This window comes from Duganella sp. GW822-FHT06D06 (assembly GCF_058799615.1).
The window spans coordinates 330930-344976 of sequence record NZ_JBXALQ010000002.1 but is presented as its reverse complement, the minus strand read 5'-3'; the positions used below and the strand labels follow the sequence as shown (position 1 = coordinate 344976).

At 63.9% G+C, this 14047-nt stretch carries 14 protein-coding genes; 12 read left to right on the top strand and 2 right to left on the bottom strand.

All coding sequences use genetic code 11. The features are described from left to right. The first annotated feature begins 199 nt into the window (after positions 1 to 199). The 5 genes from AC1RMD_RS04805 to AC1RMD_RS04785 all read left to right on the top strand — a co-directional run bounded on the left by AC1RMD_RS04805 (position 200) and on the right by AC1RMD_RS04785 (position 6247). The gene (locus AC1RMD_RS04805) at positions 200 to 718 is read left to right on the top strand and encodes a YfiR family protein (protein ID WP_492924153.1); all 519 of its coding nucleotides are present in this window, start codon (positions 200 to 202) and stop codon (positions 716 to 718) included. Positions 719 to 770: 52 nt separating this feature from the next. Beyond that, positions 771 to 3434: a response regulator gene (locus tag AC1RMD_RS04800; protein ID WP_492924151.1), complete on the top strand. Its 2664-nt coding sequence runs from the start codon at positions 771 to 773 to the stop codon at positions 3432 to 3434. Next, on the top strand, positions 3434 to 5521 hold the full coding sequence (locus tag AC1RMD_RS04795) for a putative bifunctional diguanylate cyclase/phosphodiesterase (RefSeq protein ID WP_492924149.1): 2088 nt from the start codon (positions 3434 to 3436) through the stop codon (positions 5519 to 5521). Before AC1RMD_RS04800 ends, AC1RMD_RS04795 begins: the two co-directional genes overlap by 1 nt. A 145-nt stretch (positions 5522 to 5666) precedes the next feature. Continuing rightward, positions 5667 to 5951: a ribbon-helix-helix protein, CopG family gene (locus AC1RMD_RS04790; RefSeq protein ID WP_492924147.1), complete on the top strand. Its 285-nt coding sequence runs from the start codon at positions 5667 to 5669 to the stop codon at positions 5949 to 5951. Between the two features lie 2 nt (positions 5952 to 5953). Then, a complete protein-coding gene (locus AC1RMD_RS04785) occupies positions 5954 to 6247 on the top strand; it encodes a type II toxin-antitoxin system RelE/ParE family toxin (protein WP_492924145.1) in 294 nt (97 codons plus the stop codon). 37 nt (positions 6248 to 6284) lie between these two features. Here AC1RMD_RS04785 and AC1RMD_RS04780 read toward each other — a convergent pair whose 3' ends face one another. After that, positions 6285 to 7172, bottom strand: coding sequence for a prolipoprotein diacylglyceryl transferase (locus AC1RMD_RS04780; RefSeq protein ID WP_492924143.1), 888 nt, complete (start codon positions 7170 to 7172; stop codon positions 6285 to 6287). 114 nt (positions 7173 to 7286) lie between these two features. Between AC1RMD_RS04780 and AC1RMD_RS04775 the strand changes: the two genes are divergently transcribed. The 6 genes from AC1RMD_RS04775 to AC1RMD_RS04750 all read left to right on the top strand — a co-directional run bounded on the left by AC1RMD_RS04775 (position 7287) and on the right by AC1RMD_RS04750 (position 12875). Next, on the top strand, positions 7287 to 7925 hold the full coding sequence (locus AC1RMD_RS04775) for an SGNH/GDSL hydrolase family protein (protein ID WP_492924141.1): 639 nt from the start codon (positions 7287 to 7289) through the stop codon (positions 7923 to 7925). A gap of 92 nt (positions 7926 to 8017) precedes the next feature. Beyond that, positions 8018 to 8785: an SIMPL domain-containing protein gene (locus AC1RMD_RS04770; protein WP_492924139.1), complete on the top strand. Its 768-nt coding sequence runs from the start codon at positions 8018 to 8020 to the stop codon at positions 8783 to 8785. Positions 8786 to 8854: 69 nt separating this feature from the next. Further along, entirely contained in the window at positions 8855 to 9622 is a 768-nt protein-coding gene (locus AC1RMD_RS04765) for an SIMPL domain-containing protein (protein WP_492924137.1), read from the top strand. A 104-nt stretch (positions 9623 to 9726) separates the two neighbouring features. After that, positions 9727 to 10599, top strand: coding sequence for a CDP-diacylglycerol--serine O-phosphatidyltransferase (gene pssA, locus AC1RMD_RS04760; protein WP_492924135.1), 873 nt, complete (start codon positions 9727 to 9729; stop codon positions 10597 to 10599). Between the two features lie 58 nt (positions 10600 to 10657). Next, positions 10658 to 12205 carry a 2-isopropylmalate synthase gene (locus AC1RMD_RS04755; protein ID WP_492924133.1) on the top strand — a complete coding sequence of 516 codons (1548 nt, stop codon included), beginning with the start codon at positions 10658 to 10660 and terminating at the stop codon, positions 12203 to 12205. Positions 12206 to 12227: 22 nt separating this feature from the next. Continuing rightward, entirely contained in the window at positions 12228 to 12875 is a 648-nt protein-coding gene (locus AC1RMD_RS04750) for a GNAT family N-acetyltransferase (protein WP_492924131.1), read from the top strand. Between the two features lie 18 nt (positions 12876 to 12893). On the opposite strand, the gene AC1RMD_RS04745 is transcribed toward AC1RMD_RS04750, so the two are convergent. Continuing rightward, positions 12894 to 13292, bottom strand: coding sequence for a VOC family protein (locus AC1RMD_RS04745; protein ID WP_492924129.1), 399 nt, complete (start codon positions 13290 to 13292; stop codon positions 12894 to 12896). A gap of 283 nt (positions 13293 to 13575) precedes the next feature. Between AC1RMD_RS04745 and AC1RMD_RS04740 the strand changes: the two genes are divergently transcribed. After that, positions 13576 to 14001 carry a nuclear transport factor 2 family protein gene (locus AC1RMD_RS04740; RefSeq protein WP_492924127.1) on the top strand — a complete coding sequence of 142 codons (426 nt, stop codon included), beginning with the start codon at positions 13576 to 13578 and terminating at the stop codon, positions 13999 to 14001. Positions 14002 to 14047: the final 46 nt, after the last annotated feature.

The following is a 14047-nucleotide window of genomic DNA, read 5'->3' as shown; positions in this document are numbered from 1 at the left end:
TCGCTGCGCCAACTTGGGCCTTTCCACAACAACATTTTGGATGGCAAGCCACACCTGCCCGGACCCGACGCGCTTACAGTGACGATATGCGCTTATACTTGCCTGAGGTCACAATTTGTCACAACTTTTCCATCAAAGGATACGCTTGGCCATCCGTGCTTCGCCCATTGGACGCTGGCAGGCCAGGCGCGCTGCGCTCATGGCATGGGCAGTGGCAATGGCGTGGTGGCCCTTGATGGGCGCCGCGCAGGGGGCGGTGCCGAAGGAGCAAATCAAGGCCGCGCTGGTGTTCAACTTCCTCAGGTTCACCGAATGGCCCGCCGATGCGGCCAATGCCGCCAACGCCGCCAATGCGCCGCTGGTACTGTGCGTGGCGGGGCCGGACCGGAAGACCGAAGCGGCATTTGCACAGGTGCAAGGACGTATGATAGCCAACCGGCCGATCCAGGTGCACACCGTGCGCGGCAGCGATGTCGGCGCCTGTCATCTGCTGTACATCCACGACAACAGCCGCGACCTGGTGACGCAATTGGCGGCCAGCCATCCGAATCTGCTGACGGTGGGCGACCAGGATGACTTCACGGATGCGGGCGGCGTGATCGGGCTGGTCGAGTACCAGGGGCGGGTGCAGTTCAAGGTCAACCTGGAGATGCTGCGGCGCGGCAATTACAAGGTCAGCTCGCAGTTGCTGAAGCTGGCCGTCAATGTACGGCAATGACATGCCGCAATTTGTCTGATTCACGGGGACTGAACGTATGTGGCGCAAGCTTTTGCTGAGGCAGAAAATCACCTGGATGGTGGTGGCGGTGTGCGCACTGATGCTGCTGCTATTTGAAGGCGTGTTCTTAAAGACCCAGCAAGCCACCCTGCAAGGCCAGGCGCAGCGGTCGCTGGACGGCCTGGCGGAAATGATCGCCTATGGCAGCGTCGCGCCCCTCGTCTTCGACGATGTCGACGGCGGCCAACAGACGCTGAAGGCGCTGGCGTCCGTCCCGGAAGTGGTGCAGGCCACGGTGCGCCATGCGGATGGCCGCATGTTCGCCGCTTATCAGGGTAAAGACCGCGGCGCGGCGACGGCCATGCGCGCCAGCGCCGTGGTGCGCCAGAAGGGCGCCGATCTGGGCACCGTGGAATTGCAGGCCACGCTGCGCTATGTCGACCAGGCGCTGTATCAAGCCATGCTGGTGGCGGGGATCGCCGGGCTGGTGCTGTTGCTGCTGGTGGCCTATGTGGCGCGGCTGTCGGCCCACAAGCTGTCCGCGCCGCTGCTGAAACTGGCGGCGCTGGCCAACGCCGTGGGCCAGGATGGCGATTACCGCCTGCGCGCGCCGGACAGCGGCGGCGCCGACGAAGCGGGCCAGCTGGGACGCCGTTTCAACCAGATGCTGGAACAGGTGCAGGCGCGCGACCTGGAACTGGCCAGCCACCGCGACCACCTGGAGCAGGAAGTGGCGCGCCGCACCGGCGACCTGGTGCGGGCGCGCGATGCGGCCGAAGCGGCCAGCCGCGCAAAAAGCGAATTCCTCGCCATGATGAGCCATGAAATCCGCACGCCGCTGAACGGCGTGCTGGGCATGACGGATTTGCTGGCCAATACGGAACTGGACGACGGCCAGCGCCGCTTTGTCCGCATCGTGCGCCGCTCCGGCGAAGACTTGCTGGCCATCCTCAACGATATCCTGGACTTTTCCAAGATCGAAGCGGGCCGCTTCGAGCTGGATGAATGCGCGTTCAACCTGACCTTGTTGCTGGAAAACGTGGCGGAACGCTATGCGCCGGTGGCGCACGGCAAGGGCCTGGAATTGAGCTGCGCGGCGCCAACCCGCACGCTGATGCTGCGCGGCGACGCCAAGCGCCTGGGCCAGGTATTGACGAACCTGATCAGCAATGCCATCAAGTTCACGGAACGGGGCCAGGTGGTGCTGCGCGCGGACGTCGGCGACGCCGGCGGCGACACGGCCGCCATCCATTTCAGCGTGACCGATACCGGGATCGGCATCCCTGCCGCCAAGCAGGCCGGCCTGTTCGAAGCGTTTACGCAGGCGGACAGCTCGACCACCCGCCGCTTTGGCGGCACCGGCCTGGGGCTGGCGATTTCGCAGCGGCTGGTGGGCCTGATGGGCAGCACCATCACCATGCGCAGCGAAGAGGGCCGGGGCAGCGAATTTTGCTTCGATGTCCGCCTGCGCTGCTGCGAGCCGGGCTGCGGCGCCGGCAACGACGACGCGATGCTGGCGCCCATGCGCGTGCTGATCGTCGACGACAATCACGTCAACCTGGAAATCCTGGCCGAGCAATTGCACTCGTGGGGGGGGCAGGTGGTGCAGGCGCACGACGTGCGCGGCGCCCGCGCGGAACTGGGCAAGGCCGGCGCGCCGTTCGAACTGGTGGTCACGGACATGATGATGCCGGACGAGGATGGCGCGGGACTGGTCGAATTCATGCAGCAGCAGCCGCACCTGGCGGCCATTCCCGTCATCATGCTCAGTTCGGCCGGCATGCGGTGGCATGGCGTCGGCGGCGGCGCCGCGCCGCAAGTGCTGACCAAGCCGGTGCGCCAGTCGGAACTGTATAACGCGCTGTGCCAGGCGCTGCGCGCCACCCAGGGCGGCCCCGGCCAGCGCGCCGCCAGCGCCGCGCGCAAGCGCGTGCTGAAATTGCATGGCCGCGTACTGCTGGCCGAAGACAACCTGGCCAACCAGGAAGTGGCGCTGGCCATGCTGCGCAACCTGGGCATCGAGGCCGAAGTGGCCGCCAATGGCGTGGACGTGGTGACGCTGCTGGAGCGCCAGCAGTTCGACCTGATCCTGATGGATTGCCAGATGCCGGTGATGGACGGTTTCCAGGCCACCGCCGCGATCCGCGCGGCCGAGGGGCCGGAACGGCACATCCCCATCGTGGCGCTGACGGCCAACGCGGTGGCGGGCGACCGCCAGCGCTGCATCGACAGCGGCATGGATGAATACCTGTCGAAGCCATTTACGCAAGACCAGCTGGGCGACATGCTGCGGCGCTGGCTGCAAGCGGTGCAGGTCGGCCCGCGCGACGATGCCGCGCCGCCAGTGGCGGGCCTGGCGGCGCCGGACAGCGGCTCCGGCATCGATCCGCAGGCGCTGGAAACCATCCGCCAGTTGCGTCCCGGCCTGCTGCCCCGCGTGCTCAACGCCTGGCTGTCAGAATCGCCCGGCCTGTACCAGGACTTGGTGCAGGCGGCGGCGCAAGGCGATGGCGGCGCCCTGTACCGCGCCGCGCACACGCTGAAAAACAGTTCCGCCAATGTCGGCGCGCGCCAGCTCTCTCAACTGTGCGCGGAGCTGGAGCAGCGGGGCCGCCACAGCCAGCTGGAGGAAGTGGGCGACGCCATTGCGGAACTGGCGCAATATTTTGACCGCACGCTGGCCGAACTGAGCGCGATCCGCGACCGGGAGCAATGATGGAAGCGCGCGAACGGCAACTGATCCTGGTGGTCGACGATGAATTGTCGGCCCGGCTGCTGATGCGCGCCACGCTGGAAGAAGGCGGGTTCGACGTGGTGGAAGCGGGCACCGTGCAGCAGGCGCTGTCGCTGTTCGAGTCCACCGTGCCGGACCTGGTCATGCTGGACGTCATGCTGCCGGACGGCGATGGCGTCGACCTGTGCGGCCGCCTGCGCACCCTGCCGGCCGGGCGCGACGTGCCGATCGCGATGGTGACCGGCATCAATGACGACACGTCGATCCAGCGCGCCTACCAGTGCGGCGCGACCGATTTCATCACCAAGCCGATCAGTTGGGGCACGATGGCCCACCGCACCCGCTTCCTGCTGCGCGCCCACATGGCGATGCGGGAACTGGCGGTGGCGGCCATGCGCGCGCGCCTGTCGGCCAAGGTATTCGAAGCGTCCAACGATGCGATTGTCGTGTGCGATGCGCACAACCGCATCGTCTCCGTCAACCGCGCCTTTGAATCCATCACGGCCTATCGCAGGGCCGAGGTGCTGGGCCAGGACCCGACGCTGCTGTTTGCCGACGTCGGCACCCGCATCCGCTACCAGACCATGTGGGATGAACTCGGCGCGGGCGGTTCATGGCATGGCGAATTATCCTGCAGCCGCAAGGATCGCAGCGCCTTCCCCGCGTGGTTTTCCGTCAGCCTGGCGCGCGACGCCGATGGCCATCCCGAACATTACATCGTCGCCTTTGCCGATATCACGGAACGCAAGGTGCAGGAACAGCGCATCGCGCACCTGGCCTTCCACGACGAGCTGACCGGCTTGCCCAACCGCCGCCTGTTTTCCGACCGGCTGGCGGTGGCGCTGCTGCAGGCCCGGCGCGACGGCTATCCGCTGGCCGTGCTGTTTGTCGACGTCGACCGCTTCAAGAATATCAATGACTCGCTGGGCCATGCCAGCGGCGACGAATTGCTCAAGCAGGTGGCGCAGCGGCTGCAGGACACGGTGCGCGCGGGCGACACTGTGGCGCGCATGGGGGGCGACGAATTCGTCATGCTGTGTCCGGGCGGCGATTCCAAGGCCATCGCATCACGCGCGCAATTGATGCTGGACCAGCTGGAACGGACTTACCACGTGATGGGCATGGCCTTGCACGTGTCGTCCAGCATGGGCATCGCCTGCTACCCGGAAGATGGCGACACGGCCGATGTGCTGGTCCGCAACGCGGACGCGGCGATGTACCTGGCCAAGGAGCGGGGCCGCAATAATTTCCAGTTCTATGCGCCGGAACTCAATGCCGGCATCCTGGCGCGCCTGAAGCTGGAAATGGATCTGCGGGCGGCGCTCGAGGCGGGTGAGTTCGAATTGCACTATCAGCCGAAAATCAAGCTCGCCGGCGGTGCGCTGCACGGCGTGGAAGCGCTGATCCGCTGGCGCAAGGATGGCGCCATGGTGCCGCCCGGCCAGTTCATCCCGGTGGCGGAAGAGTCCGGCCTGATCGGCGCCATCGGCGACTGGGTGGTGGGCGAAGCGTGCCGCCAGCACCTGGCGTGGGAACAGGCCGGCCTGCCCGCGCTGCGGATCGCCGTCAACGTCTCGGCCCGCCAGTTCTCGCAGCCGGGCTTTGCCACCGCCATCGGTGAGCTGGTGCGCGCGCATGGCTGTACGCCGGATGCGCTGGAGCTGGAATTGACGGAATCCATGCTGATGACGGACGTGCCGCGCGCCACGCTGACCCTGGCCGAACTGAAGGCGCAGGGCTTTGCGGTGGCCATCGACGACTTCGGCACCGGCTTTTCGTCGCTGAATTACCTGCGCCACTTCCCCGTCGATGTGCTGAAGATCGACCAGTCGTTTGTGCGCGAACTGCTGGACGACCGCGCCGCGCTGGCCATCATTGAAGCCATCATCGCGCTGGCGGGCGCGCTGGGCATGATGACGGTGGCCGAAGGCGTGGAGACGGACGCGCAGCGCACCCTGCTGGTGGAACGGGGCTGCGATGCGATGCAGGGCTACCTGGTGGCGCGGCCGATGCCGGCGGGCGATCTGGCGGCGTGGATCGGCGCTTATCCTGGCGGGACGGGCCGGTGACCCGGCGCCAGGGATGTGCGCGCTTGCCGGCTTGTAGGCTAATTTCCGTCCTTTAGGGCGGGGCGGATGTCAAATCTGTCTGGTTCATCATGTTGTAGCACTTATGTGCTACATTGATGCTTGCCCAAGGAAGCCAGGAGCCACCATGTCAACCACGACGATACGCTTGCCGGAAGAGTTGAAAGCGCGCATTGCCAGCGCCGCCGAACGTGCCGGCAAGACGACCCATAGTTTTATCCTGGAAGCCATCGCTGAAAAGGCTGAGCTGGAAGAGCATCGCGCCGCCTTTGATGCGGAGGCGGATGCGCGCTTTGCCAGCATACTCGAAACAGGGAAAACTCTTCCCTGGGCTGACATGCGTCGCTATCTGGAAGAACGAGGTGCTGGGTTGTCTGTGCCACGTCCTGTCGCAAAGAAGCGGCGGGGCTGAAAATGACGCGCATCGAATTGGCGCCTGAAATTGCCGAGGACTTCGATCGTATCATCGAGCATCTGATGCAGTCTGCTTCCGCCGACGCTTCCGCACGTGTCAATGAAATTATCCAGGCAATCGGAGTCCTGGCTCACAATCCGCTGATCGGCAGGCCGACGGCCGGCGGCAAGCGCGAACTCGTTATTGGCCGCAAAGGCCGGGGATATGTCGCGCTATACCGCTTTGTAGACAAGATCGATACCGTCTATGTGCTCGGCATCCGCAGTCAGCGCGAAGCGGGCTATGCGCGATAATTCGGTTTATACGATATAAATAATTCTCAGTCCGTTCTCAGCCTCTGGAAATTGCGCGCGCCGATGGACGTAGGCTCAGGATCAATGTGCCGATGGCTCCCAGCGCGATCAGCGTTACCGCAATGATCTCCGCCTGCGTGGCATGCAGGCCCGCGACATTGAACACGGGATTGACGCGGATCTGCTCGATCAGCAGGCGCTCCACGCCGGCCAGCATCAAATACACCGAGAACAACCAGCCGATGCGGAACGCATGCTTGCGCAGCGTCCACAGCAGCGCGAAGCACAACAACGCCATCGCGGTTTCATAGATCGGCGTCGGATACACGCCGGGAAGGGCGATCAACTCGCCGTAGATGTTGTTGTCGTAGGTTTGCGCCCACAGCCAGGTCGGCAGCCAGTCCGGCTTGAGCGCCAGATTGGCCACGATACCCCAGTCGCCGTCGCCCGACACCTGGCAACCGACGCGGCCGATGGCATAGCCGATCATCATCGCCGGCGCCGCCGCGTCCAGCAGCGGACGCACCGGCAAACGCCAGCGTCGCACGCACACCATGCCGGCCAGCGTACCCACGATCAGCCCGCCGAATATGCTCAGGCCCGAGCGCGTGAAGATCATGCTCATCGGATCGGCCGCGAACTGGGCGGTGTGCTCCAGGATGTGAAACAAGCGAGCGCCGAAGATGCCGGCCACCAGCACTATCATCGTCAGATCGCTGACCACGTCCTGCGGCGGCGCCTCGCGGCCCCGCATATGCGCCGGCCCGATCCGGCCAGCTTCGTACAGACGCTTGAGCTCGGCCCGCAGCAGCGCTCCCGCCGCCAGCGCGCCCAGGGCGACAAACAGCCCGAAGGTCGCCAATGGCAGCGGCAGTTCATAGCCGGTCCAGGCCTTGATCACATCACTCAGATACGGATACGACATGTCAGCTTTCAAAAAAGGATTCCGGCCAAACTTTAGCACAAGGGACAGCTGCGAACGGCCGGGCGGGGTGCTATGCTGGCTGACGTTCGCTTGCTCTGGAAAGGTTGATACGTGATGGCCGCAAAACATGTGTTGTGTTACGGGGACTCGATGTCCTGGGGGATAGTTCCGGGGAGCAGGCAGCGCCACGCTCACGACAAGCGTTGGACCGGCATCCTTCAGCAACTGCTGGGCGACGACATCCGCGTGATCGAAGAGTGCCTGAACGGACGGACCACCGTCTGGAACGACCCATTCCGCCCCGGCCGCAACGGCAAGGACCTGCTGCTGCCCATCCTGCACTCGCATGCGCCGATCGACCTGGTCATCATGTTCCTGGGAACCAACGATCTGCAAGCCATCTACGGCGTGGGCGCCTATGAATCTTCGCTGGGCGCCGGGGTGCTGGTCGACATCGTCCAGGGATGCCGCGCGGAGCCGATGCTGGTGGCGCCGCAAGTGCTGCTGCTGGCGCCGCCGCGAATCGGCAAGCTGGGCGCAACCATGCTGGAGAAATTCCACGGCGCCGAGGAAAAATCGGCCCACTTCGCGCGCTGCTACGCGCGCATCGCCGAAGAACGCGGCTGCTCCTTGCTGGATGCGGCGCAGTTCATTCAGCCCAGCGAAGTCGATGGCGTCCATCTCGACGAGCCACAGCACCGGCAACTGGCGGTGGCGCTGCATCATCGCGTGCTGGAGATGCTGGGCCGCTGACGAATGTTACAAACACTCACTATGTCTTACATATCTTGTAGGTAATTTCAGGTAAAGTTCGCCTTGTTGTAATTTTAACTTTGGAGCCCGCAATGACCGTCATGAAAACACTCGCCGCAGCCGCTGCCGCCTCCTTCGCGCTCGCCGCGCACGCCGCCCCGCTTGAATCGCTGCCGACCTCCGGCACGCTGGTCGTGGTGCCGGCCTTCGGCGAAGTCAAGCACGCCAACGATCAAGCGGTCGCCACCTTGGCGATCGAAGAGCAGGACAAGGACAAGGCCGCCGCCGCTACGCGCGTCAACCTGAAAATGAAGCAGGGCCTGGACATCGTCAAGAAAGAAGACCCGGGCGCCAGCCTGAAAACCCAGGGCTACTACACCTATCCGGTCTATCCCGAGGAACGGCCATCGGTGAACGGCCAGTCGTCCAAGCCGCGCGTGCCGACCGCCTGGCGCGTGGGCCAGTATCTGCAGGTGACCACCACCAACCTGGAGAAGCTGCCGAAAACCGTGGCCGCCGCCCAGAAGATCCTGACCCTGAACGGCCTGCAGTTCGGCCTGACGCCGGAAACCACGCGCCGGCTGGACGACCAGCGCATCGCCGCGACGTATAAAAACCTGAACGAGCGCATCAACTCGATCGCCAGCGCGATGGGCCGCAAGGTCGGCGACGCCGTGCTCGACACGGTCGACTTCGAAGGCTCGGGCAACTACGCCCAGGAACGCATGGGCGGCGCACCGGCGCCGATGATGATGCGCTCGGCCAAGATGTCGGATGCCGCCGATGTGGCCGAACCGAGCTTCGAGCCGGGCGAAACCACGCTGCAAATGAACGTGGTGGGCAAGGTTCGCTTCAAGTAATCCCCGCTGCGCGGCGGCGCGTGTTGAGGTACAGTTACGATTGCCTTTATATCAATTCTGGAGATCGTTATGACTGTCATCAAACACCTGGCCGCCGCCGTTGCCGCCGCCTGCGCGCTGTCCGCGCAGGCGGCCCCGCAGGAATCGTTGCCGACCGACGGCGCTCTGGTCGTCGTGCCAGCCTTCGGCGAAGTCCGTCACGTCAACGACCAGGCCATCATCACGCTGACCGTCGAGGAAGTCGACAAGGACAAGGCAGCCGCCGCCTCCCGCGTCAACCAGAAGATGAAGCAGGGCCTGCAGATCGTCAAGCAGGAGGATCCGCAGGCCAGCCTGAAAACCCAGGGCTACTACAGCTACCCGGTCTATCCGGACGAGCCGGCCCCGGTCAGCGGCCAGCCGCGCAAGCCGCGCGTGCCGACCGCCTGGCGCGTGGGCCAGTCCTTGCAGGTGACCACCATCAACCTGGCGGGCCTGCCGAAGACCGTCGCCGCCGCGCAGCGCATCCTGGCTCTGAGCAATTTGCACTTCGGCCTGACGCCGGAAACCACCCGCAAGCTCGACGACCAGCGCATCGCCGCCACCTACGCCAACCTGAATGATCGCATCAACTCGATCGCGCATGCGATGGGCCGCAAGCTCGGCGACGCGGTGCTCGATACGGTGGATTTCGAAGGCTCGGGCAATTTCGTCGACCGCGTCAACGTCACCGGTTCGCGCGTGATGGCGGCGCCGGCGGCGGCCTACGCCGCCTCCGAAGCCGTGGTCGAACCGAGCTTCGAAGCGGGCGAAACCACGCTGCAGATGCGCCTGGTGGGCAAAGTGCGCTTCAAGTAGGCAAACTTGGGCAGAATGGGGGGCGGTCCGCCATCTCCCTTTTTTATGGTCGGCTCCTCTATAATGACGAGGCAACATGACCAGTTAATCAGAAACGGAACCCAATGGCCAAATTTCCCCGTCGCCGAGCCAAGAATGGCGCAGCCCAAGGCAAAACGCCGCAGATGTCGCGCTTTAGCCGCTTTGCGCGCCGCGCCAGGGGCGAGGACCTCGACCGGCCGCGCCATCGCGGAATCTATCTGCTGCCGAACGCCTTCACCACCGCCGCGCTGTTCTGCGGTTTCTACGCCATCGTCATGGCGATGAACCAGAAATTCGAACACTCCGCCTGGGCCATCTTCATCGCCATGGTGCTCGACGGCCTGGACGGCCGCGTCGCCCGCCTGACCAATACCCAGAGCGAATTCGGCGCCCAGTACGACTCGCTGTCGGACATGGTGTCCTTCGGCGCCGCGCCGGCGCTGGTGATCTACGAATGGTCGCTGCGCGGCCTGGGCAAGCTGGGCTGGATCGCCGCCTTCGTCTACTGCGCCGGCGCCGCATTGCGCCTGGCCCGCTTCAACACCAATATCGAAGTGGTCGACAAGCGCTTCTTCCAGGGCCTGCCGTCGCCGTCGGCCGCCGCGCTGGTGGCCGGCTTCATCCTGCTGATGGTGGACCAGGAAGTGCCCGGCCTCCAACTGAGCTGGGTCTCGTGGGGCATCGCCGTGTTCGCAGGCCTGACCATGGTGACCAATGTGCCGTTCTACAGTTTCAAGGACGTGAACTTCCGCAAGTCGGTGCCGTTCATCGCGGTGTTCCTGATCGCGCTGGTGTTCGCGCTGGTGTCGATCGACCCGCCGAAAGTGCTGTTTCCGATCTTCATCGCCTACGGCCTGTCCGGTTATGCGGTGTCGGCATGGCGTCTGGCCAAGGGCAAGAAGGTCAGCCTGATCCAGACCGACGAAGACACCGACGACCCCAGCGAACGCCGCTGAACCAGAGGGCGGTAGGCCCTGAGAATTCAAGCAACGAAGCATCAGCCACGGAGCTATCATGAGCAACTCATCCAACCGCCTCATCATCTTCGACACCACCTTGCGCGACGGCGAGCAATCGCCCGGCGCGTCGATGACCAGGGACGAAAAAGTCCGCATCGCCAAGCAGCTCGAGCGCTTGCGCGTCGACGTCATCGAAGCCGGCTTCGCGGCCGCCTCGCAAGGCGATTTCGAGTCCATCAAGGCGATCGCCTCGGTGGTGCGCGAATCGACCATCTGTTCGCTGTCGCGCGCCAACGACCGCGACATCGCGCGCGCCGCCGAAGCGCTGGCGCCGGCAGAACGCAAACGCATCCACACCTTCATCGCCACCTCCAAGCTGCATATGGAAATGAAGCTGCGCATGCTGCCCGACCAGGTGCTGCTGCAAGCGCGCAACGCGGTGCGCTACGCCCGCCAGTTCACCGACGATATCGAATTCAGCCCGGAAGACGGCAGCCGCTCGGACGAGGACTTCCTGTGCCGCGTGCTGGAAGGCGTGATCGAGGAGGGCGCGACCACCATCAACTTCCCGGACACGGTGGGTTACGCGGTGCCGGAGATCTTCGGCGAAACAATCCGCCGCCTGCGCGAGCGCATCCCCAATTCCGACAAGGCCATCTGGTCGGTGCACTGCCATAACGACCTGGGACTGGCCGTGGCCAATTCGCTGGCCGGCGTGATGATAGGCGGCGCGCGCCAGATCGAATGCACCATCAACGGCCTGGGCGAGCGCGCCGGCAACACCGCGCTGGAAGAAGTGGTGATGGCGCTGCGCACGCGCAAGGCCTACTACAACCTGGAAGTCGGCATCGACACCACGCAGATCGTCGCCGCCTCCAAGATGGTGTCGCAGATCACCGGCTTCGCCGTGCAGCCCAACAAGGCGGTGGTGGGCGCCAACGCCTTCGCGCACGCCTCCGGCATCCACCAGGACGGCATGCTGAAATCGCGCGAGACCTACGAGATCATGCGCGCCGAAGACGTGGGCTGGGCCGCCACCAAGATCGTGCTGGGCAAGCTGTCGGGCCGCAACGCCTTCAAGCAGCGCCTGCAGGAGCTGGGCATCGACCTGGATTCGGAAGCGGAGGTCAACGCCGCCTTCGTCCGCTTCAAGGAACTGGCCGACCGCAAGTCCGAGATCTTCGACGAAGACATCCTGGCGCTGGTGTCGGACGAAGCGCAATCGCATGAGAGCGAGTACTACCGCTTCCTGTCGCTGTCGCAGCAGTCCGGTACAGGCCAGACGCCGAGCGCGAAGGTGGTGTTCTCGATCGACGGCGAGGAGCATGCGTCCGAAGGCAAGGGCGATGGACCGGTCGACGCCACCGTCAACGCCATCGAATCCGAAGTGGGCAGCGGCGCCGAGCTGGTGCTGTTTTCGGTCAACGCCATCAGCACCGGCACCCAGTCGCAGGGCGAGGTGACGATGCGCCTGTCGAAGGAGGGACGCATCGTCAACGGCGTCGGCGCCGATCCGGACATCATCGTCGCTTCGGCCAAGGCCTATCTGTCGGCGCTGAACAAGCTGCACTCGAAGATCGAGCGCGTCAATCCGCAGCCTTGAACATCGTGGGAGGAGGCCGAACTTGAGCGAGACTTTCAAGAAATTTCATGTGGTTCCAACCGCGACTGCGTGGGCCAAGGGCTGGACTCTGACGAGGAATAAAGCATCGCCCGTCAGTCAGTCCTACGGCTGCAAGATAGACCTGGGACTTCCTGGACATTTGGAGCGCCATGTCGTAATCGATGATGACGAAGGCATGCTGCGTGACTTGATCGGCAGCTTGCAGACGCCCGGAACGTGGCTCAAAGTGTGCGCGCATCCGGAAAAGGTCATGCCGCTTTTGCACGAAAATTGGCAAGTCCAGGCGCCGGAGTATTTGATGGCGGTGGCCTTGCAAGACGCGGCAGTGGGCGCGCACGATGGCTACCGCTTGTCTCTGTCCACATCTGGCGCGGTCACCGAGGCTGAGCTCAGGGATATGGATGGCGAATTGGCAGCGAAGGGGCGGGTAGCCGATAGCGATGGCGTCGCCACCTTCGACCAGATCGTGACCGAGCCCAGGCATCAACGCAAGGGGCTGGGCCGGGTCATCATGGCGACGCTGGTCAACACGGCCATCGCTCGGGAGGCCAGCGTCGGCGTGTTGGTCGCGACGGAGCAGGGCCGGGCCCTCTACCAGGCGATAGGCTGGACATTGGTTTCGCCGGTCACTGCGGCGGTTATCGTTTAGGGACGCGTGCCGCAAGGATCAGGCTTCTGGCGCCGACCAGACCAGGTTCCACAGGTGGCCATCGATATCCTCGAATCCCTGGTCATACATAAAGCCATGGTCCTCGGGCGGATGCGGTATCCGGCCACCAGCGGCAAGGGCCTTGGCGATCAGACGGTCCACCTCTTCCCGACTTTCGCAACTCAGGCAGATGACGAGTTCATTGGCTTCCCTGGCATTCGTGAGGGGCTTGTCGATCAGGGACTTGAAGAAGGGCTCGGTCGTCAGCATGGCCTGGATGGTGTCGCCGACGATGTTCATGAATGCCGCGTTCTCTCCGCTGAATCGGGGATTGAAGTCAAAGCCGAGCGCGGAAAAGAAGGCCTTGGATTTGTCCAGGTCCTTCACAGGCAGGTTGAGGATGATCTGTTTGTTCATGGCGCTTCCTTGGTTAAGGTGGAATGGGCAATCGGTGCTTCATCCGTACGACGGCTGACGGCACACCAGATCGACATGCTGGCGAAATATATTTTCCTTCAGGTTGGCAATGGATGAAAGTGACCGTTTCAAAAACAGCCATCTTGCCAATTTTATGACAAAGCTGACGCTCGTGATACTCTTGCCGTCACGCCATTCGTGACCGTTACGGTTCAACTCCACATAGTTGTCGCAAATGGCGCATTGTCCGTTTATTCTCGCCAACCTATATGTAGGAGACATCATGAAGTTGAAGTCATTTGCAGCACTGTTCTTTATCGCCGGCGCGGCGTTTGCGCAGAACGCCGACACCGCAGGCGCCCGCGTGCCGGTCGAGAATTACATCCAGGCCCACGTCACCGGCGACGCGGCCTACATGCGCAAGGCCTTCCACCCGGACGCGAAGATCTACTCCTACCGCGACGGCAAGCTGCAAACGCTGACGGTTGAAGAATTCGCTAAACTCTTCCCCGGCAAGCCGGCGGCCAACGAAGCCCAGCGCGTGCGCCGCATCGAGAGTGTCGATGTTACCGGGGTGGCGGGAACGGCCAAGGTCTACCTCGACTATCCGACCGTGACCTATACCGACTACATCTCGCTGCTGAAGGTGGATGGCGAATGGAAGATCATCAACAAGACCTTCAACGGCGCAGCCAAGCCCAAGTCCTGACCTGGCGGCGCATGCTTCGGTCCACACCGAAGCATGCGCCGATTCA